Source organism: Flammeovirga agarivorans, assembly GCF_012641475.1.
Classification (GTDB): Bacteria; Bacteroidota; Bacteroidia; order Cytophagales; family Flammeovirgaceae; genus Flammeovirga; species Flammeovirga agarivorans.
In genome coordinates this window covers 512,075-537,591 of record NZ_JABAIL010000003.1, presented here as the reverse complement: position 1 = coordinate 537,591, position 25,517 = coordinate 512,075, and the positions used below count along the sequence as shown (strand labels likewise).

The window sequence follows — 25,517 nt, the reverse complement described above, 5'->3', positions numbered from 1 at the left end:
AACTGTTATTACAATGTCCAAAGAACTCAAAACAATCAAGCTATTAGCTGGAATCTGTTTAAATGGTGGCGTATCATTACAAACAATCGTCCGTAGGTTTGGAATTAAGGCGTCCACTTTTGAGATTGAAGAAATGGTAGATCAATTGGCTTTTGCTGGCTATGTTGATAATATCGAAAAAAGCCCAAAGGGTGTATTCTGCGGTATTACTGAAGCTGGTAATGCGAAAGCAAAGGATTTACTTGAAACTTCTTTTTAATCCAAATTTTTTGAAATTTGTGTAACTAGGAATGGCTGTTATATCAGAAAGATATAACAGCCTTTTTTATTGGTTAAATAATTTTTGTTAGAAATAACTGATATTTTTTTAGCTCCTCACTCTGTAAATATTGTTAACAATCGCTTGAGATTAACATTTTGGAAAGATTCTAAATAAATAAAATCACTCTTTTAACCATTCTATTAATTTGACTACCAAACAACATTCACAAGTTTATAAATATCTAATTTTCATCTCATTATGAAATATTAATCAATGAGATATTACAAAATAGATTTCTTAGTAATTGGTGAAGTATAAGCTTCTTTATGACCTTGGTCACTTTTTCCTTTGATCATCGTCATGTCATTTTTTTTAGGGTCTGCCTACATTTATAGTGTAATCATTACACATAATGAAAAACAAACAACGAAAAAGTATGAAATGAAACTTACTATAACCATATAACTATCACGTGTATCAACCTATTACCTATTAATTCTTTATCAAAACTTAGAATTAGAAAACTAGAACTATTACTTAATAAGTAGAAATGAATAAAATATAAAACTAATCTACTTTTGACCTCTCACATCAGCTACAGGACGAACAAGTCACTGTAGCTGAGAGGCATACTAACCTCGCTTTTATTGAATATCCTTGATAGAAACAAGTACAAAAGATACTAATACAATCACACTTACGGTATTAGTTTATTTTTGTTATACATAAAATAAACAACGGAAAATTATATATTCAATGGACAACGACAACAGAACTAACGTCAAGTACCCTGGAGTTCGTGTAGCTATGGATGGGAACACTGTAGCTATTATGTGCGAAAGGGAATCGTCAGATGCAGCGGGTGCATACCCTATTACTCCTTCCACCCAAATGGGTGAATATTGGGCTGAAGAAGCCGCAAAAGGACATCTCAACATTTCTGATAGACCTCTTATTTTTATTGAACCCGAAGGGGAACATGCAGCAGCAGCTGTTACCGCAGGTTTATCAATGACAGGACAAAGGGCCTCCAATTTCTCTTCAGGTCAGGGGATTGCATATATGCATGAATCTCTTTATGCAGCGGTAGGTAAGCGACTTACTTATGTGTTGAATATTGGTGCAAGAGCCATGACCAAATCCACATTAAATGTACATGCAGGGCATGATGATTACCATGCGATTGATGATACAGGATTTTTCCAACTTTTCGCTAAAAAGGCACAACATGTAGCCGACTTAAATATCATCTCACATAAAATTGCTGAGATGGCATTAACCCCTGGAGTGATCGCACAAGATGGATTCCTTACTACTCACCTGATCGAATCATTGGACCTTCCTGAAAGAGATCTTATTAAAGAATTTCTAGGTAGACCTGATGATATAATCGATACGCCAACTCCGGCGCAAAAAATAATTTATGGAGAAAAACGAAGAAGAATTCCTGAAGTTTGGGATGTAGACAACCCATTAATGACTGGTATTGTTCAAAACCAAGATGCTTATATGCAGTCAGTTGCTGCACAGCGTCCATTCTTCTTTGATCATATTAAGGACATTACCGATGATGCATTTGAAGAGTTTTATCAACTAACAGGCCGTCGATATAAAAGAGTAATGACCTACAAGGTAGAAGATGCAGATTATCTGATCCTTGGCCAAGGTAGTGTCGTTTCTAGTGCAGAAGCAGTGGTTGATTACCTCAGAGAAACCAGAGGGTTAAAAATTGGTGTAGTGGATCTGGTAATGTTTAGACCTTTCCCTGCCGATTGTTTAGCAAAAATTTTGAAAGGTAAAAAAGGGGTAACCATCTTAGAACGTCTCGACCAACCTCTTGCTGAAGATGCTCCAATTATGAGAGAGATCAGATCGGTCCTTTCAAAATGTCTAGAAAACGGAACGCACAAGAAAAACCTTCCTTACCCAGAGCTAGTAGGTTACCAACCTAAAGAAATGCCTGCGCTATATTCTGGATCATTCGGTATGGGTAGCCGAGATCTACAACCAGAAGGTATTATCGGTGCGATTGAAAATATGCTGGAAAGTGGAACTCAGAAAAAACAGTTCTACTTATCCATTGACTTTGTAAGGGAAAAATCATTTAGTCCAAAACAAAGACAGTATCAAGAAACCATTCAAGAATCTTACCCTAACATTAAGGAACTTTCTGTGAGAGGATCAGAAAATCCTAACTTAATGCCAAAAGAAGCGGTTACCGTTCGTTTCCATTCCATCGGAGGATGGGGTGCAATCACAACAGGTAAAAACCTTGCCATGACCCTCTTTGACCTATTAGGTTATGATATTAAAGCTAATCCGAAATACGGTTCTGAGAAAAAGGGTCAACCTACTACCTATTATCTTGCTGCAGCCCCTGAACCTATCCGAATCAACTGCGAATATTATTTTGTGGATGTTGTGCTATCTCCTGATCCAAATGTATTCAAGCATACAAATGCAATTGCAGGACTTAAGGAAGGGGGCTGTTTTATTATCCAAAGTGATAAAGCAACACAAGAAGAAGTTTGGGCTGATATCCCTAAACAATATCAAAAAATTATCATCGATAAGAACATTCATGTATTCTATATTGATGGTTTTAAAATCGCTAGAGAAGAAGCCACCGATCCTGAATTACAACTACGTATGCAAGGTATTGCCTTCCAAGGGGCATTTTTCTCTTCTTCTCCATTGATGGAAAAAACAGGTCTTAATGCAGATAAATTATTAGATGCAATTCAAGATCAATTACAATATAAATTCGGTGCGAAAGGGCAAAGAGTTGTTGATGACAACATGCGTGTAGTAAAACGTGGCTTTGATGAAGTAAATGAAATTACTTGTAAAGAGATCACCGAACAGAAAGTCATTCAAGACATTCATAAAAACATCCCTGTCCCCAACATGCTTAAAGCGGCTCCTGTCAGTGAGTCTAACCTCTCTGACGTTCATAGATTCTGGGAGCAAACTGGTAATTTCTACCAAAAAGGAATGGGCAACGACAATATCACTGATCCATTTATTGGTCTTAGTGTGATGCCTGCAGCCTCGTCGTTGTTCAGAGATATGACAGGTATCCGTTTTGAACATCCTGAATGGATACCTAACAATTGTACTGCCTGCGGAAACTGTTATACCGTTTGTCCAGATACCGCATTACCTGGTTTGGTTTCCGAACTAGATGATGTGATGGACACGGTAGTGAAAAGAGTTCGAAAGAAATATGGTAAAGTGGATCACTTGCCTAAAGCCATTCGAATGATGACGACCAAAATTCGTGACCGCTTTGATGCGGTTAAAGGTGATGTAACCGTGAGCGATCAGATTCATGCCATTTTAGATGAAAAAATCTATGATGCCAATACATCTCCAGAGTTAATTCAAGAATTAGAATGGTTCAAAAAAGAAATTGGTGACTTCCAATTTGCATTAACTCGTCCGTACTATCACTTAAATGAGAAGAAGGAAAAAGGTAGTGGTGGTTTATTTAGCATCACATTAAACCCTCAAACTTGTAAGGGCTGTATGGAATGTATCAAGGTTTGTGAAGATGATGCATTAAAGCCCGTCATACAGACTGATGGTTCTGTAGCCAAATTACGAGAAGAATGGGACCTTTGGGAAGCCCTTCCTTCTACTCCTCCAAAATACAATAGGATTGATGACCTTGAAGAAAAAATTGGTCCATTAGAAACCCTATTACTTAATAAATCAGCATATTCAGCCTTCGCGTCGGGTGATGGAGCTTGTCTAGGTTGTTCTGAAAAAACAGTAGTGCATTTATTCACTGCAACAGTAGAGTCATTGATGATGCCAAGAGTAGAAAAGCATGTGGCGTACCTCAATGAACTCATTGGAAAACTGGAGAAGCACATTCAATTGAAATTGATGGAAACAGTCAATTTGAACGATGCAGATCTGATGTCATCCATTGTTTCAGAACTTTCTGATACTGACTTGACCATGTCTGGCATTACTAGCCGTATTGAGTCGGCGAAAGGTACAGATCCTATCGATCAAGATTGGTTCAGAAATGTCACTCAGTTGATGGCACAACTGAAGCAGCTAAAATGGAAATATGAACAAGGTACTACCGGAAGAGGAAGAGCTTCTATGGGTATGACCAACGCTACAGGATGTACTTCTGTTTGGGGATCGACTTATCCATACAATCCTTATCCATTCCCATGGGCCAATCACTTATTCCAAGATTCCACCTCATTAGCGATGGGTATCTTTGAAGGCCATATGGCAAAAATGGCCGATGGATTTAAAGCTGTTCGTAAAGCAGAGTTAGAGCTTGAAAACGCTTACGACCCTGATAAACATGATGATTTCTTCACTTACTTCAATTGGCAGCAATTCTCAGATGAGGAATGGCACTTGTGCCCACCTGTTGTGGCCTTAGGTGGCGATGGTTCTATGTATGATATCGGTTTCCAAAACCTTTCAAGAATGATGGCTTCCGGAAAACCTATTAAAGTCGTTGTTGTAGATACTCAGGTTTATTCCAATACTGGTGGACAGGCTTGTACTTCAGGCTTTATTGGTCAGGTTTCTGATATGGCTCAGTATGGTAAGGTATGGAAAGGAAAACCTGAACCTCGTAAGGAAATTGGCTTAATAGCTATGGCACATCGAAATACTTATGTGTTACAATCTACCCTTGCGAATACATCACAAATGTTAGAAGGGTTTATCGATGGTTTGATGACAAAGCGCCCTGCCTTATTTAATATTTATACTACCTGCCAACCAGAACATGGCGTAGCAGATGACTTGGGGGCACATCAAGCGAAACTAGCGATAGAATCGCGTACCTATCCGGTCTTTAAATACAACCCTGATATTGGCACAACAGCAGCAGAAAACTTCGACTTATCGGGTAACCCTGATATGGATAAACTTTGGCCATCGTACACACTGAAATACAAAGACAATGGCAAAGATAAATCGATGGAAGTAGATATGACTTTTGCTGATTTTGCCATCACTGAAGCTCGATTTAGAAAACACTTTAGAGTAGCACCAAGAGATACTTGGAATGATAATATGATGCCATTGGCTGAATTTATGGAGTTGCCTAAAGAAGATCGAGACGGTATTTTCCCATACATCTGGGCAGTAGATAAAAAGGAAAACTTAATACGCGTTATGGTTGCCGCTCCAATTGTCGATTCTGCTGAAGAAAGAAGAGATTTCTGGATTATGCTGAAAGACATCGCTGGGGTTAAAGAAATAGAAACTGTCGATGAAAATAAAATCAGACAAGATATAGTAGGTAAACTCGCTCAAGGGTTAATGAAATTAGCTACTGGTGAAAGTGGTGATATTTCTGAAATGATTGTCCCATCACAAGATGATCCTCAAAGTTCGGAAACTATCGTTGAAGTTGTAAGCAATGAGAATGCAATGGCTCCATGGATAGAATCTGAAGAATGTAGTGGCTGTGATGAGTGCATTAAGATCAACAACAAAATGTTTGAATATAATGATCAAAAGCAAGCGATCATTAAAAACCCTGGTGCTGGTCCATTCTCGGATTTAGTGAAAGCTGGAGAGAAATGTTCGCAGGGAGTAATTCATCCAGGATTACCGACAGATCTTTCTCCAAAGGACATCGAAAAATGGATTAAAAGAGCTGAGCGTTTGAACTAGAAAGCCCATGAAGTTATTTAATTTCCATAAAAATACTTTCAAACATGGGATTCATCCACCGGAGTTTAAAGACGACACAAAAGACCTGCCGATCAGACAGTTTTCTTTTGCTCCGGTGTACATCCTTCCCCTCTCACAACATATTGGCCAACCTGCCGAACTTGTTGTGAGAGAAGGACAGGAAGTAGCAAGAGGTCAGCTCCTAGCTAAGGCCAATGGATATATGTCAGTACCACTACATGCTCCTGTTTCGGGAATTATTCAAAAGATAAAACCTGTACCCACTGTAGGTGGAAAAATGTCTGAGGGAATTTACCTTGAAGCGTTCCCTTATTCAGGACAGGAAGTAGCAGAAGGTACACCCATCCATTATGATGCTGACAAAAGTGATATCCTACAAGGTATTCAACAAGCTGGTATTGTTGGCCTTGGAGGTGCAGCTTTTCCCACTCATGTTAAACTGAAAGTACCAGAAGATAAAACCTGTGATGTACTCTTACTCAATGGTGTTGAATGTGAGCCTTTCCTTACTACAGACCACCGAGTGATGCTAGAACAAGCAGAAGACATCTTTATGGGTATTCGATATTTATTAAAGGCAACAGGAGCAAATGAATGTATAATTGGCATTGAAGCCAACAAGAAAAATGCCGCAAAGCATCTTGAAAGTTTACTTCCAGAAGACTTACCTATATCGGTTAAAGTAGTTCCTGTAAAATACCCTCAAGGTGCGGAGAAAATGTTGATCACTTCTGTTCTTGATATCGAAGTGCCATCGGGTGGATTACCTATTGATGTGGGTGTTGTTGTCGTTAATGTAGCGACTACTGCAGAAATAGGAAGACTATTACCTAGAGGCCAAGGTATTCAAGAACGGGTAGTAACAATAACAGGGCCTGGGGTAAAGAAAAAAGGCAATTACCTTATTCCTATTGGTACTCCATTACGGTTTGTCCTCGAAGAAGTGGGTGTCTCCAATGATATTTCAGAAGTATATCTCGGCGGACCAATGATGGGTGTATCAGTTTCCAACTTAGATATCCCTATCGTTAAAGGTACCTCTGGAATAGTAGTTTTCACAAAGAATGAAGTAAAGGTAAACGATAGAGTTTTTGCCTGCATAAAATGTGGAAGCTGTGTAGATGCCTGCCCTATTAGTCTAAACCCTTCGAAAATGGGGTTATTGGCAAAAGCAGAATCATATGATCAGATGGCAGAAGATTGCAATTTGATGGACTGCTTTGAATGTGGAAGCTGCTCTTATGTATGCCCATCCAATATTCCGTTAGTACAGAGGTTTAGAATTGCTAAATCTATTGTTAGAAAAAGAAAAGCCAAAATACATGCTTAGTAAAACATTACATATCAGCACATCACCTCACCTTACTAAAGGTGTAACCACTGATGTGATCATGAAGAATGTGGTCTATGCACTATTACCTGCTGCACTATTTTCAGTTTATGTATTTGGTATCAGTGCATTATTGACCATAGGTATGTCGGTGGCTTCCTGTGTATTTACAGAACATTTGCTTTGTAAGGTCACAAATAAAGACACTACGATAGATGATTACTCTGCAACCATAACTGGTTTACTACTGGGCCTTACACTCCCTCCTATTTTTCCACTTTGGATGACAATGGTTGGGGGTGTAATCGCCATTGGATTAGGAAAATTCTTATTCGGTGGATTGGGTTACAATGTATTTAATCCTGCCTTAGTGGGTAGAGCGGTATTGCAAGCAGCATTTCCTGTAGCTATTACTACTTGGTATCCTGCATTACTTGACAATCGTTTTACCTCAGTTCCTTCTTCATTATTTACTGTTCCTTTACTACAACCTGTATTTGATGGAAGTTCTGGAGCTACACCATTATCGGCTTTTAAGTTTGATCATGTTGCAGTAGAAACTTCAGACCTTTTCTTAGGGTTTGTCGGAGGTTCTACGGGTGAAACCAGTGTTGTTTTTATTCTACTGGGTGGCATTTACCTTATCTACAAAGGCATGATGAATTGGAGGATTCCATTATCCATTCTAAGTAGTGCGTTTATCTTTTCAGGCATTTTATATATGATACAACCCGAAGTATATCCTACACCATGGTTTACCTTATGCTCTGGAGGACTAATGCTGGGAGCTATGTTTATGGCTACAGATATGGTGGGCTCACCGATCACATCTTTAGGAGTATGCATCTATGGTTGTTTCATTGGAATTTTAGTCGTCGTCATTCGTATTTGGGGAGGACTTCCCGAAGGAGTAATGTATGCTATTTTATTGGCCAATGCTTTATCTCCACAGATCGATCGATGGATACAACCTAAAGTTTACGGTACATCAAAAAGTAAAAAGTCATGAATGCACCAAGTCAACCTATACCACAAGAGGATACTCCAAAGAGTGGAAAAATGCTATCAGCAATGGTAGGGCTGGGTCTACTTTGTGCTCTACTAATTGTATCTATCTACGAAGGAACAAGTGAGAGACGGGCTTTCTTAAAAGCAGAAGCTTTAGAAAAAGCCATCTTTCAAGTGATTCCCAATACAAAAAAGATGGAGCCCATGCTGATTGAAAACGGAACATTAATACCCTTCGACCAAAAGAAACAGGGGTTAACCAGAATTTATGTTGGATACAACGATGAAGGCAACATGTCTGGATATGCATTGGAGTGTAGCGGACAAGGGTATGCTGACATTATTAAAATCTTGATAGGTTATGATCCCAAAACAGAAACAGTTGTCGGGTTCCATGTATTAGAGAGTAAAGAAACTCCAGGCCTAGGTGATAAGATTGAAAAAGATGAAAACTTTCTAGCCAACTTTATCGCTCTGGATGTCAGTTGGGACAAGGAAAAGAAGCAACTCAATAATGCCGTGATCACTGTAAAAAATGGTGAGAAGAACCATCCATGGGAAATTGATGGAATTACAGGAGCAACCATTTCGAGTAGAGCTATTGGGAAAATCATCAATGATAGCATGGAAAAAGTAAATCAATAATGGCAAGTGAAAATTCAGTAGATAACATCACTTACTATTACTAATAACAATCAAAGCTTATGATTGCATTAGAAGAAAAGAAAGAGAAGAAACAAGAAGATCGAAGTACAGATGAGTTTATCAAAGGGCTGTGGAAGGAAAACCCAGTCTTTGTACAAGTTCTTGGTATGTGCCCGGTACTTGCCGTTACCAACACTGCTGGTAATGCATTGGCCATGGGACTCGCTACATCTTTTGTTTTATTGATGTCGAATATCCTTATTTCCTTGTTAAGGAATTTCATCCCGAAGCAAGTAAGAATATCGTCATACATATTAATTATAGCCACTTTTGTTACTGTGATTGATTATGTGATTCAAGCTATTAGTGTAGAGTTACACAAAAGCTTAGGAGCATTTATTTCATTGATCGTGGTCAACTGTTTAATCCTTAGTAGAGCAGAAGCTTTTGCCTCAAAAAATAACCTCAAACATTCTATTCTGGATGCGTTGGGGATGGGAATCGGTTTCACCTTTGCTCTTTTATGTTTAGGAGTAGTAAGAGAAATATTTGGAAGCGGAACCGTTTTCGATTTACAGCTCTTACCAGAAAATTTCCAATCGTGGATCATTATGATTTTACCTGCAGGAGGTTTCTTCACCTTAGCATTTTGGTTATTGTTGTTCAATTACCTAAAAGAAAAAAGAAGTAAGTTATGAATACAGCATCATATTGGAACATCTTCATTAATGCATGCCTGATTAACAATTTTGTTTTGGCATATTTCTTAGGTATCTGCCCCTTCTTAGGAGTTTCAGGAAAAGTTTCTACCGCTTCTAAAATGGGAGCTGCAGTAACGTTTGTAATGATTATCAGTTCAATCTGTGCCTTTGGGATCAATAGCCTGTTGAATTGGATGGATGCTCCCTACCTACAATTAATCAGTTACATTGTTGTGATCGCCTCTACCGTACAATTGGTAGAGATGTTTGTGAAAAAGATGAGTCCCGCATTATTTAATGCTTTGGGTATCTTCCTTCCACTCATCACAACCAACTGTGCAATTTTAGGACTAGTACTTTTCCAAACGGCAAAAGGATATAACCTATTTGAAGGTTTTGTCTATGCCTTGGGTGCCGGGGCAGGATTCACCATTGCTTTGTTACTCATGGCAGGTCTAAGAGAACAGCTTGAATTTGCTGATACACCAAAAATTGTAAAAGGAACTGCGATTACATTACTAATTGCAGGTATACTCTCCTTATCATTTATGGGATTTTCAGGAATTGGTAGCTGATACTTTGAAAATAAGCATTTAAAATGATGTCACATTTCATCAACATATTATTCGTTATCGCACTGTTTACAGGGTGGATGATCATACAGCACTTGTGGACTTCATTGTTCAAAGAGCATGTAAAAAGTGATGATGCACTAGCTTCCCGTTCAAAATGTGGAGGCTGTAAATGTGGCGTAGTATGTAAAAAAAGAAAACTGAGTAATTAATCGAATACCACTTTATTGATCACTCTATTACCAATAAAAATTATGACACACCTTAAAGAATACCCAACAGAAATCCGCTATAAGGCGGTTGTATTACATTCCGATCACCTTACTCCTTCAGATTCTGAAGAAGTAAGAGAATTGCTGCTTGAAGTTCAAGATCCTGAATTTATATGTGAAGTCAACCAAAGTTTCGGTGTATTGGTTCATGCCAATGGCGACTTTGGGAATAACTACCACCATAGATTATACAGTGTTGCTGATATACCAGAAGTCGTAGAAGGTAAAACACGTATAAAACTATTAGTCAAACGTTGTAAATACGTAGATGATGTAAGTGGTGAGATTTTCAACGGTATCTGTTCTAACTATTTATGCAATAGAGTATCTGGAGATGAAATTACCATCACAGGGCCATTTAATCTAGCCTTCAATGTACCTGAAGACCATGATGCCAACCTCATTCTTATTGGAATGGGAACTGGTATTGCTCCTTTCAGAGCTTTTATCAAACATATTTACAATGAGATTGATGACTGGAAAGGGAAAGTAAGACTCTTCTATGGGGCAAGAAGCGGATTGGATATGCTGTATATGAATCATAAAAATAATGATCTTACGAATTATTATGATGAAGATACCTTTGAGGCACTTCAAGCTGTTAGTCCTCGACCTCGTTGGTCCGACCCTATCAATCTAGATGCGGTCCTTGAAGGAAAATCATATGAATTAAAACAAATGCTCAACCAAAACAACACACATATTTATGTAGCAGGCTACAAAGATGTGTTGGAAAAACTAGACCAAGCCTTCTCAAACATTCTTGGATCTGAGAAAAGATGGAACAACCGTAAAGCAGAACTAATTGCAGGCGGTAAATGGGGAGAAGTGATTTATTAAATCATAAAGAAGTAGTTGTAGTGATAGTCCTGCAACTACTTCAATAAAAAAAGAGAAAACCATGTCTATAGTTACTGCATTAATAACATTAGGAGGACTCACTTTTCTATTGGCGGTTATGCTAATTATTGCCAATAAGAAATTGTATGTTTTTGAAGATCCCCGAATAGATATTGTCGATGATTTATTGCCAAAAGCAAATTGTGGAGCTTGTGGATTACCTGGATGCAGAAATTTTGCAGAAGCTGTTGTTAAAGGAGAGGTAGCCCCAGGGAAATGTACAGTCAATTCTGAAGATGGCATACAAGCTATTGCCGAATTTTTGGGCGTTGATTTAGTAAGTGAAGATAAACAAGTTGCCAGAATAGCTTGTCAGGGTGGTGCAAACGTCGCCATCAATAGAGTGAACTATTATGGTGAAAAAAGTTGTAGTGCATCCTCCTTAATTTCAGGAGGAGAAAAAGGTTGTAATTGGGGATGTTTAGGTCATGGAGACTGTGTGTCTGCTTGTGATTTTGATGCTATACAATTGAATAAACATCATATTCCAGAAGTTGATACAGATAAATGTACGGCTTGTGGAGATTGTGTAGAAGCTTGCCCTAAAGGATTAATTTCCATAGAACCATTAAATCATAGGCTATGGGTGGCTTGCAAAAACACTCAGAAAGGTGATGAAATTCTAGAGGAATGTCAGGTAGGTTGTACGGCTTGTGGAAAATGTGTGATGGATGCTGAAAATGGATTGATCACCATGAACAACAATTTACCTGAGATCGATTATAATAAAAATCATACTACAAGAAAACCTATACAACGTTGTCCTACGGGTGCGATTGTCTGGCTCGATGATGACCACGGGATCATCAAAGGAAAGGAAAGCAAAAGAATTATTCGTAAAGAAAAAAAGAAAATTGCTTTCTCTTAATACCCTACAATATGTAAGTGTGTAAGCCTCCGATGTTTTACGTCGGAGGCTTTACTTTTTCTTGTCTTTAATTCCTTAAAATTACCTACAGATTAAATAATGCATTAACTCCTAATACTACGATAGAAATAATTCCACCTAAGTATAATGTCTCGATAATTGATTTGAGATTTAATGCGACTTTCTCTTTGTTTTCCATATATAGCTGATAAGTTGGTTTTTATAAAGTAGTAACGGACCTAATATAGAACAATTAAGTAATCATATCAGTCAAATATAATGTATACTTAACACCTTTTACCCTTCTTTTAATAATAAAAACCAATAACGTATACTTTGTTATATTTTTATTAACGTTTAGTGTTAATAATGAATACATTCCATTACTTTTAACACACCTCGTACAGTACCTTGATAGTCGAAATAGTGATATTTTTTTAATCAATATGTCAGAAAGTGACCTATTCATTTTGTTTGTATTGGCTAACGTAATGTATGTAGGAAATAAAAGTCCCAATTCGCTATTACACCAATTGGGACTTTTAGAGATCTTAATACCTCAAACTAGTTGTTATCAAATTGATAGGTTGAATAGAAAGGTTCTCCATTACTATCAATTCCTTCTACTTCAACATGGTATCTTGTTGACTTATCATCTGTATAGAATTCAATATTAGCAGTTCCTGTAGAATCAATCGTTACATAAGGCTCCCATAATAGCGTAATTCTATGATCCGGTTTGATGTGTTCCTCTTTCGGTACATCATATTTTGGAGAGTAAAACTCTTTACCTACATAGAAACCTGGGTGCTTGAAAGAGTTAATACCATACACCACATAATTAGGTTGGTCTGAACCATCTCTAGAATATAATGCGATAACACCATTAATAGCATTGCTCATATATAAGCTACCTTCCGATGCATCTAATACTTCTATAAAACTAAGTTCAGAAGTTTGCATTGATCTTAAGAAATCAATATCTACTTCAAAACCGTCTAAAATGACTGGTACTGATTCTTCACCTGAGAAAGAAGTAACATTCCCTTCTTCATCCACCGTTACACTACTACCTGTATTGGAACCAAAGCTATTTCTTCTTAATACTTGAGCCGTTTTAGGATCTGTTTGTAAGAAAGACCACACATCCATACCTGCTGCATAGTTTAAAGAATCCATCACTAACCTTGATCTCACCGAGCCACTGCTATGTAATTTCCCTGCTCGATCAAATTCATCTTCGATTTTCTCATCTACAATTTCTATCTCATCAAGAATAATTGTTTTAGAATCAAAAGCTCTATTAATTTTCTCAATTTCAAGAATTTCCTTTTCGAATGCTGCTAATGAATTGTGTTTTACATCTTCGTTTTCATCCGTGATAATTGGGAAGCCTTTCGGGCTATCAATACCATACAGAGAAATATCTACATTTCTATTTTCTGTGGTTTTCTTCTTCTTATTATTGTATTTCTTAGCTTGGAAAACAAATTCGGTGGTGTCGAAAAATACCATACCGGTAAAAGCAAACTTTCCATTTTCGTCTGTAACCACTTCTTCGGCTATAAATTGTTTAGAGCCAATCGCTGCCATAGTAATCTCAGACATTCTTGTTTTGTCTTTGTTCCATAAGCTTGTGGTTTGTCCTAAGATAGACGCACCAAATTCAGGAATAAAAACTGGAGGAATCGTATCGTTTAGGTCATCCATCCATACCACTTTTTCATACCCTTGAGTTAACATCAGGTTGTCCAATGCTTCAATTTTAGCTACATCAAAATTGTTGAAGTAGAACATTGGGTCTTCAATATTCCCTTTGATTTCTTTAGAGAAAAGTAGTTCCGAAAGAATAGTATTTTTCTTTCTATCCATATCTACAATATGATCATCAACAATTGACATCGAAGCATCTGCCGCTACATTGTTTCCTTGATCATCTTTTAGTAGAATTGATAGTGCTACCTTTTCTCTTTTTTTATACTTATCCTTATCAGAAGTTAAGGCTACTTTTTCTTCCAAATACCTAAAAGCATTTCTTTCCAATATTGGTTGATGGTCTTTATCCAATAAAGTGAATTTTACTACACCATTATTTAAACCATCTGTTGGAAAAGCGAAACGTAAACTAGGTCTCTCCCCTTTACAATTCCACATATACAATACTTTCCCTCTTTGGGTCGCTAACAAATACATTCCTTCTTTTAGGTGATCATCGGTAGCAATTACCTGTACCATCCATTTGTTCGCATTACTTGTTGATAGTTTCAAAGAGACTCCCTGTGATTCTACTACCGGTAGGTAATATTTTTGAGGATTGACTTTCCCTAAATCTTTGTCTAGAACTGCATAATATTTTTCATTAGGAAATGGAGCAATAAACAAACTACCCATACCTTTTTCATTCCCTTGAATTTTTGTGATTTCTTTATTTTCGGAAGCAAAAACAGTAGCAGAAAACGGTTGTCCCTTACCTGCACTATTCACTAACTTGAAGCCAATTCTTGAAGGAATAGAGGCCAATAAATGTCCTGATTCCGCAAAAAATTGAAGATCATATTGTTCTTCAGACATCGCCATTTGATTATTAGACTCATCTACAGCAACATCACTATCCGTAACTTTTCGTCTTTCGTCTGGATTAATTTGGAAAACATTTACTCTTTCTTCAAAAAGGTATTCTTTTCCGAAGTTTCTCATCCAATTGGTATAGGCTCTAATTCTATATTCACCAGCAGCCATTTCAGTACTTAACTTAAAATCACCATGAACATTTTGTCCTTTAGCATAGAGCATTTCTTTTTCAACAATTTCTCCCGTTTCATCTAAAAGCTCAACATAGATCGTTTTACTTACTTGATTGTCCTTAAGAGATTGATAATTTCGGAGATACGCTTTGAACCAAATGGTTTCACCTGCCATATAATATGGCTTATCAGTATGTATGTAGATTGTTTCTTTGGCTTCTCTCTTTTGTTTATTATTGATCTTTTCAATCAATTGTTCTATTGATGAAACCTCCTGAAAGGATGAAAATCCCCAAATCAATGCAGATAGAGTAACAATAGTTACTGCTAATTTTTTCATAATGTTAGTTGTTTACTTTGTTCTATTTGTAGTCACAATCCACAGTCTTCTAGTCTGATCATTTCATTTCTACATGACAAAGGTTACTGTGTTGGATAAGTTTATTTAACTAGAATTCAAATATAATCATTTGTTACTATTTTAATTAGTACAAAATTGATCAATCTTACGACTATATTAAAAAGGGCAGTTTACAATAGTGTAAGCTGCCCTTTTTAAGAGATTTATTTTTTTGAAGGGATATTCCATGTAAGTTGATGCCATAGGCTCTCAAATGGCCCTTGCTTGTGATTTTTCAGCCAATAATGACAGAATAACATCTGAACGGCAAGGAAGCCAAAACCTATCAATAAGCTAAAAGCCACTCCACATGTATCTGCTAAATGGAAACCGTACCCAAAATATAAGATACCGCCAAAAATAGATTGAGTGATATAGTTTGTTAAACTCATTTTTCCATAGGTCTGCAATGGTTTAGACCATTTCACCACTGTTTTATTTTTGTATATAAGCACAATCAGTGAAATCCATATAAAAGTGAAACTCACTTTCCAGTACATATCAAAAGCTACTCCCAATGATCTTTTTATTACTTCACTCACCTCTGACCCTGTAAAATGCTCTTTGATGAAAAATAATGGAATCATTGTAAGCACCGCTGCTACCAAAACTTTTTTCCATTGATTATAGTTTTCCGCTTTAAATGCTCCAACATTACCTAACCAAAAACCTAAAATAAATAGTCCCATAGTTTGTACGGCCCTACCGTTTTCGATTGCCCAGAGTAATGAAAAGCCTTGACCTAACGTTAGGTTAGCACACATGGTATCAAAGAAGTTTCCCTCTTTGATCACTGCCATCGCTTCTTTCCAAAGAGGCACAAATAGTTGTTGTGATACCGTATATTCTGGATTTATAAGACTGTATACATACTGTAGTAAATCAAAAGGTTGACTTAAAAAGAAAAGGGCTGCAATCAATAATGCTTTGTTGCTCCATTTCCTAACTACAAATAATATAGGTCCGGTTAATGCATATAACATTAATACCTCTCCTGGGAAAAATGCGGCATTGAAAAGAGCAAAACCTACTAACAAGAGAAGCCTCCACAGATACCTTGGGCCAAAATCTTTCCCCATCTCTTTTTGTTTATTATTCATTAAGTAGAAAGTGAAACCAAAAAGGATGGCAAAAATGGAATAAGTCTTTCCTGCAAATAAGAAAAAAACCCAATACAATACCTCTTCATTTAGGGTATTCAACCAAGTTGGGTTTAGTGCCTTATCAGGGTAATGATAATAATTAAAATGTTCGATATTATGGATCAACATGATGGCCATTACGGCGTATCCTCTCATAACATCAATTACATCGATACGTTGCTTTTTTTGTTTGATGATGGGCGAGGTTAAAGTAGTGCTCATAAATTTGCTTGTATTAGGTTAGGTCACAAAAGTATTGTTTTTTTGATGATTAAAAGATGATATATATTGATGTTTCATTCTTTTTATTCTGCATCTGAGTGAAGAACTATTTCATCATTTCAATTTCTGTTGAACAAAGAAAAGAAAATACATAACATTACTCACTTTTGTGATTTATTATAGAGATATCAATTACCCTTTTTAAGTAATTTAAAGTATTCTAACCATAAATTCTTCGAAGTAACTTCGAGCATAATTATTACTTAACTGAAAGGATATGACTCAACAGCAAAAAACAAGAATGATCGGTGCGATGATTATCGCAGACATTAATATTGAAAATCCATCTCATTGGGTAATCATGGATTTAGCTGTAAAAGATTATTCCAATGGTGAAACTGCAGACAGTTCAACATTTATCAGAGACTTTCTGGCACATGTCATTCTCGCCATTTTTCGACTTGAAAATCAACATTTTCTGAAAGATGAAGAAAGAGTAGCATTTGTAAATACGCTAAATGATAACTCCACTACCTTAAAAGAAGTGGGAGCATTGACTGATGCATTACATCATGCTATACATAAAGATTAAAGTAAAAGAGGATGACTAGATTAATAGCCATCCTCTTGTAATTATCTTTCAAATCGTAATCACCAATTAAATAGAGAGAAGAATAAGTTAAAAAAATAGGTCAGAGCATAAGAGTACTCCTATTCTGACAAGTATTAGTTTGGGGCGTAAATCTGTAGTGATATATTTATATTCTAATAAACACTTCAATCAAAATACTAATGGCATCGACTTATAACGTTAGAGAAATAAATACAAATGATATACAACATATCATCGACTATTGGTTAAAATCAGACCATAAATACTTACAAAGTTTAGGGGTCGATATCCAGAAACTTCCTTCAGAAGAACAGTTAAAAACCATGCTTACTAAACAAATAAACCTTGAATACAAGGATAAACCTTCTTTTGCAGTAATTTGGGAAATTGACGGAAAGGCTGTCGGGCATTCTAATATTACGGATATCAGCTTTGGGAATAGCGCCAATATGCACCTTCACCTTTGGGAGGAAGACGTAAGGCAAAAAGGTGCAGGGACAATTCTTGTCAAGCAGTCGCTCCCATTCTTTTTTGAGCTCTTTCAATTAAAATCAATTATCTGTGAACCCTATGCAGAAAACCCTGCCCCCAATAAAACTTTAAAAAAAGTAGGGTTTAAATTGATAAAAAGGTATAAAACAATTCCGGGTTCATTAAATTTTGAACAAGATGTCAATCAATGGGAGATTAAACCAGCGTTGAAATAAATAGTAAAATACTGGCCTATACAATATATCATGTAAAATAGACAATGTGATGTATTTTAATAAGTCAACTTCTACCCAATGATGCTATATCATTACTGTATAGAAGTTGACTTATTCTTTACTTCTAATAAAACTTGCCGCCCCTTTTACTTCAATTTTACTTTTAGATCACCTCATTTTTATCACATTTGGATAAAAATGAATTATAAGCATCAAAATAGTGCTGACTTTACACTTAAAAACAATCTACATTTGTTTATATAAATAATCTATTTTCTGCCAGCACTATGAGATCTTCATTAAACATTAATACAATATGTATCAAATACTTGTATCCAATAATTTTAATCTCATTTATTGGAAATAATATTTGCATTGCGAATAACATATCGATCAGCTCAGTATCTATTGGTGAGTTCGACCTGGAAAATGAAGTGGTTGAAGTGAACTTTACAATACAATGGGAAAACTCATGGAATGACCCTTTAGTGCTCAACAATTGGGATGCAGCATGGGTATTTCTTAAGTATGAATATGAAGATAATTGGTATCATGTTCAATTAGATGCTTCACAATTTTCTATTACAGAAACAAGTGGACTTGGCACAAACCCTACAGTAAAACTTAATGACGATTCTGGAAGTGGTGAAGCTTTAGGAGCGTTTATTTATGGTCGTTCTGAGTTTAGTGGCAATGTTAATTATGATGTCACATTTTACTGGGATTATGCTGCGAATGGTGTAGTGGACGATGCAGAATTAGACGTACAAGTACATGCCATAGAAATGGTTTACGTACCAGAGGGAGCTTATTATCTTGGTTCGGGAGGTACTGAAACTGCACATTTTTACAAATATGGTTCTACTGATCCATTCTGGGTACATCACAAAAACACGACATTAAACATCGAGTCGACTACAGATAGCTTATTTTATGATACTAAAGCTTCTTTGAGTGGTCAAGATGGAGATGCAGTAGTTGGCACCCCACAGACGTTAAGTAAGGATTATCCAAAAGGAGTCGCTGCATTTTATTGTATGAAATACGAAGTCACTCAAATTGAGTATGTTGAATTTTTAAATACCTTGACAACTACACAAGCAACCAACCGAATTCAACAATTCTCTCATTATAAACAATCAAGAAATAATATATCTGTTATAGGAACAAATTATACGACTGGAAGTCCACACTTGCCCATGCAAAGACTTCGATGGAGTGATAATGCAGCCTACCTCGATTGGGCGGGATTAAGACCTATGACAGAATTGGAATTTGAAAAAGCATGCAGAGGAACAACTTTATCCCCTACTAAAGCTGCTAATCCTTGGGGAACAAACACAATTAATGATACCCCTTATTATGATGCTGATAATCCCGATGATTCTTATGTACAATACGAAGGAGAAGATAGTGAAACCATTGATGCCACAGTGCTTACTTCAGAAGGAAATGTTAATTATGAAAATGTTTCTGATGATGCCTTTGGCCCATTAAGAGTAGGCATTTATGCTACCGCCTCCTCCGATAGAGTGACATCGGGAGCTACTTATTATGGCATTATGAATATGGGAGGAAATATGAGGGAAAGAGTCGTTTCTGCAGGTTCTAGCGATGGACGTTCATTTACAGGCGCACATGGCGACGGTACACTTTCAAGCAATGGTGATGCAAATGTTGCCAATTGGCCAGATAATGATTCGGCCTCTGGTATTGGTTTAAAAGGCACATCTTGGTTTGAAGGAGGAGGTCTAATTAAAATTTCTAATCGACATTCTGCAGCAAAAGCAAGTAATGTAGACTCTAATTTTATCAGTGCTAGGGGTGTCAGAACTGTAGAATAAAAATTGTTTAGTTAATGAAATTGATGATGAAACATATTATTACAATTACTTTTTTTCTTTACTTTTTTAATACCTCCTATGGTCAGTTTTCTGGAGGTAGTGGAGGAGGGGCAGATATTGGAGGTTTATCTTCTCCAGAAACTTTCGATCTTCCTGTGGAGCTTACTGCTTTTACATTAACTGCTAATGAAAATGGAACTGTCGATTTATCTTGGGAAACTGCTACTGAGATAAACAACAAGCACTTTGAAATAGAAAAATCAAAAGATGCTAAACATTGGCTCGTTATCCATACAGAACAAGGAGCAGGAAATAGTAATGTATCTATCAAATATTCATTTACAGATCAAAATACAACTGTTGGAACTTCTTACTACCGACTGCGACAAGTAGATTTTGATGGTCAATATAGTTATTCTAATGTATTGCTCTATCAAAATGGTGAAAGCTCAACCTCTCCATTATATACCTACCCTAATCCATTTCAAGATCACTTTGTCATTACAGGCGATGAAGTAGAAATAGAAACATTACGATTATTCAATACATCTGGAAAAGAAATAAGTTTTCAGAAAAATGGATCGATTGATAATATGAAGGAAATAGACCTATCAGGACATCCTAAAGGCATTTATTATTATAAGACAAGAAACCTAAGTGGAAGAATAATTAAACGATAGAAGAAAAAATAAAATAAGCTGATAAAAAAACACCTTGCCAATAATATTGACAAGGTGTTTCATGAACTTAACTCTCTCAATTTTTTTCACTTATTTACTAAGCGCATTCATCTAACTTCACTTATATAAACTACCTGAGCTTGATTTTTGTTTCATATTAAACTAATTAAACATCAAACAAATCATAACGCATAGTTTTAATAAAAAGCTCTATTTGACTATTAATCTAAAGAGTTAAAGTAAAAATATCTTGTTGACCACTAAACATTAAAACTTGCTTAGCTTCTTTATTAATAACGAATTTTCTACTTGACAGAATGATAATGCAACAAAAAATAACTCAATCCAACTTCTCAATTTTTGGATATAAGCTGTTTTTGTATCAATTAAACCATCAATTTGAACATTATGGTCAGTCTTAACCAATACATTTCCTTCTATTGAAACAGCCTCATTGGTAGACATTAAATAGCTTATTTCTTCATCCAGCTCAGCAACTCTTTTTTGTAATAGTTTACCTTGATTTAATTTTGCAGCTGGGTATCCAAGAAATGATAGTTTATCTAATATGTCTTTGTCAAATGGTAACTCTATAAAAATCACCTTACCAATTTCAAGCAGTTCTTTGTCAGTGTAATTTTGTAGTAACATGATAGAATTTAAGTTTGTGAAGTAATTAATTTAGCAACAAGCAATATTATTCAAATAGCAAATTTAGACCATATAAGTTCATTTGCAAATCTATTAATTGAATATTTGCTTAATTTTATATTACAAAAAGTAAGGGAACTGTAATTACAGTATTACATTTTGTGACCACAACTTAATACCATATTTAATATTAGAAAGAGTGTTCTTTTAAGAATTTCCTTGGAGATAAACCATAATATTTTTTGAAGCTATTTGAAAAGTGCTGAAGGTGTGTAAAACCAAATTTCTCAGCAATCTCGGACGTATTCATGCTACCTTCCAGCAAAATGTCTTTGATTTTATCCATACGTCTAACAGTGAAATAGTTATAAATCGTAAAGCCAAATACCTCGTGAAATAGTTGTTGAATTTGGGTTTTATCCAATCCAGTTTCAGCTACAAGCTGACTGACATCTGGTCTTTGTGATAGGTCATCAAGGATTCTTTCTCTAATTTTAAATAAAGCGGCAAGTTGGTTGTTTGTAATTTTTCTAGGGTGATGCCCTACTGTTGTATCTACTCTTTTTAATCCATTTAAGAAAATATAATACAACTCCTGCATTTTTACAGATAAGACTTTTGTTTGTAGGATATCAGAATAATTCAATATCTCTAGTAACATCAATCTAAAAGCTTTTAAGTCAGTTTGCTCTTCAAAAAAATGGAAAAACTGTTTCTTATTTGTGTAATATTGATTGACCTGCAAGTCATCAATCTCATTCAATGCATCATCAGAAAAGAAAATAGACACGCGTTTTAGCAGCTCACCCTTTTTAACGGTTCCATTCACTGCCATATCTTTTGTACAAGTATAAAATCCGCTCCATTTTATTTCATGTTGAATATTTCCATCATTACTTTCAATCCATAGATCTGTATTAAAGAATGAAGCAACATATTTAAAGTAAGACGAAGCTGCATAATCAATCTGTAGATTAAGATCTTGCCTTGCTTCTACTCTAAAAAGCATAAAATAATTGGAAGGATGAATCTTGTAAAAATAAACGAATCCTTTACCCATTTCACTATCTACCTTTAATAGATTAGGATGGACAAATTCACCTTGGAAGTAGTTCTGAAGCCATTGCTTATGCTGATTAAAATCGTGAATTATTTCCTTGTGCATGTATTCGAAGCGTTTTTAGTTTGATTGTCAATCAAAAATAACAAAAAGAATTTTTATTTATTAAACCCAAGGATGGAAAAATCATATCAAAAAGCGGTTTTATCATTGTTATTAGCAGAGTATAATACTAAAAGATTTTCGACCTCTAACATTTTTGAATTCTGTGAATAATTCCCAACCTTTCAGAATTAATTAAACTATATATATACAGACTTTGTTATTTTTGCGGGTAAATTTTAAACCAAACTCGAAATACGACTTTATTATTTTGATGATAGGTAACCTAGTTTTTCACCTTAAAGCCCAGCTTGAACAGCTGCCCAAATAGGATTCCAGTAGAAATAGTAAAGGGAAAGGTCTCGTCGTTTCAATGAAATTTTTAAAGTAAAAAGTGAAAATGCAATTGAAAAGACAATGGGAGGATTATTCTCCACTATTCAGCAAAATTCTTAAACTCGGTTGGCCAGTGATCTTGGCTCAAGTTGGACAAATATCAGTAGGTATTGTCGATAATATGATCATCGGACAACTCGGACGAACACCTTTAGCAGCGGCTTCTTTTACCAATACTATTTTTGGAATTGTTTTACTCTTTGGAATGGGTTTCACCTTTATCCTAACTCCTAAAATTGGAGAAGCATTAGGTTCAAAGGATCTTCTAAGAGCCGTTTCCTCTTTTAAGAATAGTCTGGTCTCCAACCTGATCATTAGTATTTTTCTAGTACTCATCCTTGTTGGGCTATATTTTGGTATGCCACATATGGGTCAACCGGATGGTATTATTGAAAGCAGTCAAGCTTACCTTGTAATCCTTATTATCTCCTTTATTCCATTTATGGTTTTCCTCACTTTCAAACAACTATTTGAAGGTATGGGTGATACCAAATCAGGTATGTACATTACCTTAATAGGGAATATTGTAAATATTGTCGGTGACTTTATTTTTGTTTTTGGGCTATTAGGCATGCCTAAAATGGGGCTTCTTGGGGCAGGTGTTGGTACACTTCTAGCAAGAATTGTGATGGGTATTGCTGCTGTATATGTATTTAAGAAAAGAAAGGCCTATCAACCATTTGTAGAGCTTTATCAAGACGCTGTAATTAAAGCGAAAGAAATAAAGGAGTTTTTCCAAAATGGTATCCCAACAGCTTTCCAACTCTTATTGGAAAGTAGTGCATTTTCAATATCAACAATAATGATGGGGTGGATTTCCGAAGTAGGATTAGCTGCTCATCAAGTAGCAATTAGTCTAAGTACTTTAGGATTTATGGTATACCAAGGAATTGGTGCGGCAACGGGAATTTTAGTCAGCCAATCTTTTGGAGAAAGAGATTTCAAACAGGTAAATAAGATTACCAATGCATCGTTAGTGATTATCATTGCAATGTCTTTAGGAGCCGTTGTTTTCTTTATAACAGGTAGATCTTGGTTACCAAATTTATTTACTCAAGATCCGGAGATCATCGCCTTTGTTCAAGTGTTCTTAATTTGGCTTGCCTCTTATCAGACCGCAGATGCCATCGAAATTGTTTATTCAGGTGCCCTCAGAGGTCTTCATGATTTCAAAGTACCTATGTGGTTGATCTTTATCTCATACTTTATCTTAGCAATTCCTTTTTCTTATATGTGTGCATTCCATTGGGGACAAGGTGAAGCAGGTATCTGGATGGGATTCCCATTAGGTCTTAGTATTATTTGTCTTTTCTTTGTCGCAAGATATAAGAATAGATTAAAGACAGTTCAAACAAGACATGTATCGGCTTATTCTAAAGTCGTTGCATAAATAATAACAATATAGCTATAGCTCAATATCCGAAGACAACTCATCGGATATTGAGCTATTTTTTTATATAAAGCCTATTTAACTACTATTTAACAACAATATTTGATTTTTTATATCTGGCTCCTACAACCTATCTTTCTACCCGTCGTATATTCTAGTTCTACTGCTAAAACGACTGGCAACTGAGAAAAAAGTGTAGTAACTACCTTAATTATTGGATAGTTGAATAATTTTTGCTACTTTGCCTTTTCGCTCACAAATTTTTTGAGCACTAAGCAGTAATTGTTATTTTAAATTAAGCGCAATTGATTTTATCAGCACAATGTGTAGATAAAATATGTATTACACTATCATTAACTCACTAAGAAAAATGAAATCATTAGGAAAAAATGCTGGAAGATTATCTTCTAGAGATCAAAAGAATAGAGACACTAACGAAGTCATAAACAAAATGAACAACTTCTATGTACCGTCAACAACAACTGACAAAGAGTACATTCATTATAAGTATCTATTAGACCAAATAGTACAAAACAAAGGAAATCGTTAGTAAAAAGACAGCCTCACAATTGGGAATTGAGAGGCTTTTTTGTGTCTTATATTTTGTGTGCTTCAACTAAGCACTATTAGATTTTTTGTAAAGTAAGCGGACCAAATCATGGATATTGTAGTCGATATTCTCAATCTTCTTTTTTACCATATCCAGAGAATTTTCTAACTGTTCTTCCCCTACAATACCTAATTTAATCAATTCCATCATACCTAAAGAAGTTGAAACATCTCCTCGAATATTGTGTGACACTAAATGTAAAGCATCATCCAATTTCGATTTGTTCTGTTTCATTTCATTGATATAAGAATACGTTTCAGATTCATCATTGTAGATATTCACAATGATATCTTCCCCCATCTTCTTAATCTTATTCGCTCTATAGATGTATTCCTTATTCAATGGAGATTGATAAGGAGTAAAAGGTAATACTAATTCTTCCGCACTAAGATATACTTCCTCTAATTGATCGATTAATCCAAAACCGTTCAATTCAGGGAAAATGTCATCTATAAATCTACCTAAATGATTCTGTCCAATATTATCTAAAGTAGCACCTGCGTTATTAATATAAATAATCTTGAATTTCTTAGAAGAAACCCTTTGATAAGCTGCCACTCCTAATGTAAAGTCATCGTAAAATGATAGTAAATCGAGATCCATAATTAAGTTTAAAGTAGTTGTGTAGTCGCTTAAATTTATTAATTGTTCTCCAATCCTCAAAGAATTGTTATAGATTTTGCACAAATAATACCATAAATGTACATAATGTTATA

General features: G+C 35.7%; 20 protein-coding genes. 15 read left to right on the top strand and 5 right to left on the bottom strand.

Annotation, left to right across the window (positions count from 1 at the left end; genetic code table 11):
- The first annotated feature begins 13 nt into the window (after nucleotides 1–13).
- The 9 genes from HGP29_RS11240 to HGP29_RS11195 all read left to right on the top strand — a co-directional run bounded on the left by HGP29_RS11240 (nucleotide 14) and on the right by HGP29_RS11195 (nucleotide 12,240).
- Complete coding sequence (locus tag HGP29_RS11240; protein WP_168882499.1) at nucleotides 14–259, top strand: hypothetical protein; 246 nt, start codon at nucleotides 14–16, stop codon at nucleotides 257–259.
- 759 nt (nucleotides 260–1,018) lie between these two features.
- The gene (locus HGP29_RS11235) at nucleotides 1,019–5,923 is read left to right on the top strand and encodes a 2-oxoacid:acceptor oxidoreductase family protein (protein ID WP_211093270.1); all 4,905 of its coding nucleotides are present in this window, start codon (nucleotides 1,019–1,021) and stop codon (nucleotides 5,921–5,923) included.
- A 7-nt stretch (nucleotides 5,924–5,930) separates the two neighbouring features.
- Nucleotides 5,931–7,274, top strand: coding sequence for an electron transport complex subunit RsxC (gene rsxC, locus HGP29_RS11230; protein ID WP_168882498.1), 1,344 nt, complete (start codon nucleotides 5,931–5,933; stop codon nucleotides 7,272–7,274).
- The gene (locus tag HGP29_RS11225) at nucleotides 7,267–8,283 is read left to right on the top strand and encodes an RnfABCDGE type electron transport complex subunit D (RefSeq protein WP_168882497.1); all 1,017 of its coding nucleotides are present in this window, start codon (nucleotides 7,267–7,269) and stop codon (nucleotides 8,281–8,283) included. The genes rsxC and HGP29_RS11225 overlap by 8 nt, the downstream gene beginning before the upstream one ends.
- Nucleotides 8,280–8,927: an FMN-binding protein gene (locus HGP29_RS11220; RefSeq protein ID WP_168882496.1), complete on the top strand. Its 648-nt coding sequence runs from the start codon at nucleotides 8,280–8,282 to the stop codon at nucleotides 8,925–8,927. Before HGP29_RS11225 ends, HGP29_RS11220 begins: the two co-directional genes overlap by 4 nt.
- 59 nt (nucleotides 8,928–8,986) lie before the next feature.
- Nucleotides 8,987–9,625, top strand: coding sequence for an electron transport complex subunit RsxE (gene rsxE, locus HGP29_RS11215; RefSeq protein WP_168882495.1), 639 nt, complete (start codon nucleotides 8,987–8,989; stop codon nucleotides 9,623–9,625).
- Nucleotides 9,622–10,203 (top strand): electron transport complex protein RnfA, encoded by a 582-nt coding sequence (locus HGP29_RS11210; protein WP_168882494.1) that lies wholly within the window; start codon nucleotides 9,622–9,624, stop codon nucleotides 10,201–10,203. The genes rsxE and HGP29_RS11210 overlap by 4 nt, the downstream gene beginning before the upstream one ends.
- A gap of 251 nt (nucleotides 10,204–10,454) precedes the next feature.
- Nucleotides 10,455–11,312: a ferredoxin reductase domain-containing protein gene (locus HGP29_RS11200; RefSeq protein ID WP_168882492.1), complete on the top strand. Its 858-nt coding sequence runs from the start codon at nucleotides 10,455–10,457 to the stop codon at nucleotides 11,310–11,312.
- Between the two features lie 61 nt (nucleotides 11,313–11,373).
- Entirely contained in the window at nucleotides 11,374–12,240 is an 867-nt protein-coding gene (locus HGP29_RS11195) for an RnfABCDGE type electron transport complex subunit B (protein ID WP_168882491.1), read from the top strand.
- Nucleotides 12,241–12,804: 564 nt separating this feature from the next.
- Here HGP29_RS11195 and HGP29_RS11190 read toward each other — a convergent pair.
- Nucleotides 12,805–15,324 carry an MG2 domain-containing protein gene (locus HGP29_RS11190; protein WP_168882490.1) on the bottom strand — a complete coding sequence of 840 codons (2,520 nt, stop codon included), beginning with the start codon at nucleotides 15,322–15,324 and terminating at the stop codon, nucleotides 12,805–12,807.
- Nucleotides 15,325–15,548: 224 nt separating this feature from the next.
- Nucleotides 15,549–16,748, bottom strand: coding sequence for a DUF418 domain-containing protein (locus tag HGP29_RS11185; RefSeq protein ID WP_168882489.1), 1,200 nt, complete (start codon nucleotides 16,746–16,748; stop codon nucleotides 15,549–15,551).
- 277 nt (nucleotides 16,749–17,025) lie between these two features.
- Between HGP29_RS11185 and HGP29_RS11180 the strand changes: the two genes are divergently transcribed.
- The 4 genes from HGP29_RS11180 (at nucleotide 17,026) to HGP29_RS11165 (ending at nucleotide 20,592) form a co-directional block, all read left to right on the top strand.
- Nucleotides 17,026–17,340 (top strand): hypothetical protein, encoded by a 315-nt coding sequence (locus tag HGP29_RS11180; RefSeq protein WP_168882488.1) that lies wholly within the window; start codon nucleotides 17,026–17,028, stop codon nucleotides 17,338–17,340.
- Between the two features lie 200 nt (nucleotides 17,341–17,540).
- A complete protein-coding gene (locus HGP29_RS11175; RefSeq protein WP_168882487.1) occupies nucleotides 17,541–18,068 on the top strand; it encodes a GNAT family N-acetyltransferase in 528 nt (175 codons plus the stop codon).
- 287 nt (nucleotides 18,069–18,355) lie between these two features.
- Complete coding sequence (locus HGP29_RS11170; protein WP_168882486.1) at nucleotides 18,356–19,912, top strand: formylglycine-generating enzyme family protein; 1,557 nt, start codon at nucleotides 18,356–18,358, stop codon at nucleotides 19,910–19,912.
- Nucleotides 19,913–19,935: 23 nt separating this feature from the next.
- Entirely contained in the window at nucleotides 19,936–20,592 is a 657-nt protein-coding gene (locus tag HGP29_RS11165; protein WP_211093269.1) for a T9SS type A sorting domain-containing protein, read from the top strand.
- 267 nt (nucleotides 20,593–20,859) lie between these two features.
- Here HGP29_RS11165 and HGP29_RS11160 read toward each other — a convergent pair whose 3' ends face one another.
- Complete coding sequence (locus HGP29_RS11160) at nucleotides 20,860–21,243, bottom strand: hypothetical protein (RefSeq protein WP_168882484.1); 384 nt, start codon at nucleotides 21,241–21,243, stop codon at nucleotides 20,860–20,862.
- 190 nt (nucleotides 21,244–21,433) lie between these two features.
- The gene (locus HGP29_RS11155; protein WP_168882483.1) at nucleotides 21,434–22,408 is read right to left on the bottom strand and encodes a helix-turn-helix domain-containing protein; all 975 of its coding nucleotides are present in this window, start codon (nucleotides 22,406–22,408) and stop codon (nucleotides 21,434–21,436) included.
- A gap of 397 nt (nucleotides 22,409–22,805) precedes the next feature.
- On the opposite strand from HGP29_RS11155, the gene HGP29_RS11150 reads away from it, so the two are divergent.
- Both HGP29_RS11150 and HGP29_RS11145 read left to right on the top strand, forming a co-directional pair.
- The gene (locus tag HGP29_RS11150; RefSeq protein ID WP_168882482.1) at nucleotides 22,806–24,191 is read left to right on the top strand and encodes an MATE family efflux transporter; all 1,386 of its coding nucleotides are present in this window, start codon (nucleotides 22,806–22,808) and stop codon (nucleotides 24,189–24,191) included.
- A gap of 370 nt (nucleotides 24,192–24,561) precedes the next feature.
- On the top strand, nucleotides 24,562–24,741 hold the full coding sequence (locus HGP29_RS11145) for a hypothetical protein (RefSeq protein ID WP_168882481.1): 180 nt from the start codon (nucleotides 24,562–24,564) through the stop codon (nucleotides 24,739–24,741).
- 66 nt (nucleotides 24,742–24,807) lie between these two features.
- Here HGP29_RS11145 and HGP29_RS11140 read toward each other — a convergent pair whose 3' ends face one another.
- Nucleotides 24,808–25,404: a hypothetical protein gene (locus HGP29_RS11140; protein WP_168882480.1), complete on the bottom strand. Its 597-nt coding sequence runs from the start codon at nucleotides 25,402–25,404 to the stop codon at nucleotides 24,808–24,810.
- Nucleotides 25,405–25,517 lie beyond the last annotated feature (113 nt).

What these genes read in the sequence shown, in the direction of transcription:
- HGP29_RS11240 (WP_168882499.1), top strand. Translation starts at nt 14, where the DNA reads ATGTCCAAAGAACTCAAAACAATCAAGCTATTAGCTGGAATCTGTTTA.
- HGP29_RS11235 (WP_211093270.1), top strand. Translation starts at nt 1,019, where the DNA reads ATGGACAACGACAACAGAACTAACGTCAAGTACCCTGGAGTTCGTGTA.
- rsxC (WP_168882498.1), top strand. Translation starts at nt 5,931, where the DNA reads ATGAAGTTATTTAATTTCCATAAAAATACTTTCAAACATGGGATTCAT.
- HGP29_RS11225 (WP_168882497.1), top strand. Translation starts at nt 7,267, where the DNA reads ATGCTTAGTAAAACATTACATATCAGCACATCACCTCACCTTACTAAA.
- HGP29_RS11220 (WP_168882496.1), top strand. Translation starts at nt 8,280, where the DNA reads ATGAATGCACCAAGTCAACCTATACCACAAGAGGATACTCCAAAGAGT.
- rsxE (WP_168882495.1), top strand. Translation starts at nt 8,987, where the DNA reads ATGATTGCATTAGAAGAAAAGAAAGAGAAGAAACAAGAAGATCGAAGT.
- HGP29_RS11210 (WP_168882494.1), top strand. Translation starts at nt 9,622, where the DNA reads ATGAATACAGCATCATATTGGAACATCTTCATTAATGCATGCCTGATT.
- HGP29_RS11200 (WP_168882492.1), top strand. Translation starts at nt 10,455, where the DNA reads ATGACACACCTTAAAGAATACCCAACAGAAATCCGCTATAAGGCGGTT.
- HGP29_RS11195 (WP_168882491.1), top strand. Translation starts at nt 11,374, where the DNA reads ATGTCTATAGTTACTGCATTAATAACATTAGGAGGACTCACTTTTCTA.
- HGP29_RS11190 (WP_168882490.1), bottom strand. Translation starts at nt 15,324, where the DNA reads ATGAAAAAATTAGCAGTAACTATTGTTACTCTATCTGCATTGATTTGG.
- HGP29_RS11185 (WP_168882489.1), bottom strand. Translation starts at nt 16,748, where the DNA reads ATGAGCACTACTTTAACCTCGCCCATCATCAAACAAAAAAAGCAACGT.
- HGP29_RS11180 (WP_168882488.1), top strand. Translation starts at nt 17,026, where the DNA reads ATGACTCAACAGCAAAAAACAAGAATGATCGGTGCGATGATTATCGCA.
- HGP29_RS11175 (WP_168882487.1), top strand. Translation starts at nt 17,541, where the DNA reads ATGGCATCGACTTATAACGTTAGAGAAATAAATACAAATGATATACAA.
- HGP29_RS11170 (WP_168882486.1), top strand. Translation starts at nt 18,356, where the DNA reads ATGAGATCTTCATTAAACATTAATACAATATGTATCAAATACTTGTAT.
- HGP29_RS11165 (WP_211093269.1), top strand. Translation starts at nt 19,936, where the DNA reads ATGATGAAACATATTATTACAATTACTTTTTTTCTTTACTTTTTTAAT.
- HGP29_RS11160 (WP_168882484.1), bottom strand. Translation starts at nt 21,243, where the DNA reads ATGTTACTACAAAATTACACTGACAAAGAACTGCTTGAAATTGGTAAG.
- HGP29_RS11155 (WP_168882483.1), bottom strand. Translation starts at nt 22,408, where the DNA reads ATGCACAAGGAAATAATTCACGATTTTAATCAGCATAAGCAATGGCTT.
- HGP29_RS11150 (WP_168882482.1), top strand. Translation starts at nt 22,806, where the DNA reads ATGCAATTGAAAAGACAATGGGAGGATTATTCTCCACTATTCAGCAAA.
- HGP29_RS11145 (WP_168882481.1), top strand. Translation starts at nt 24,562, where the DNA reads ATGAAATCATTAGGAAAAAATGCTGGAAGATTATCTTCTAGAGATCAA.
- HGP29_RS11140 (WP_168882480.1), bottom strand. Translation starts at nt 25,404, where the DNA reads ATGGATCTCGATTTACTATCATTTTACGATGACTTTACATTAGGAGTG.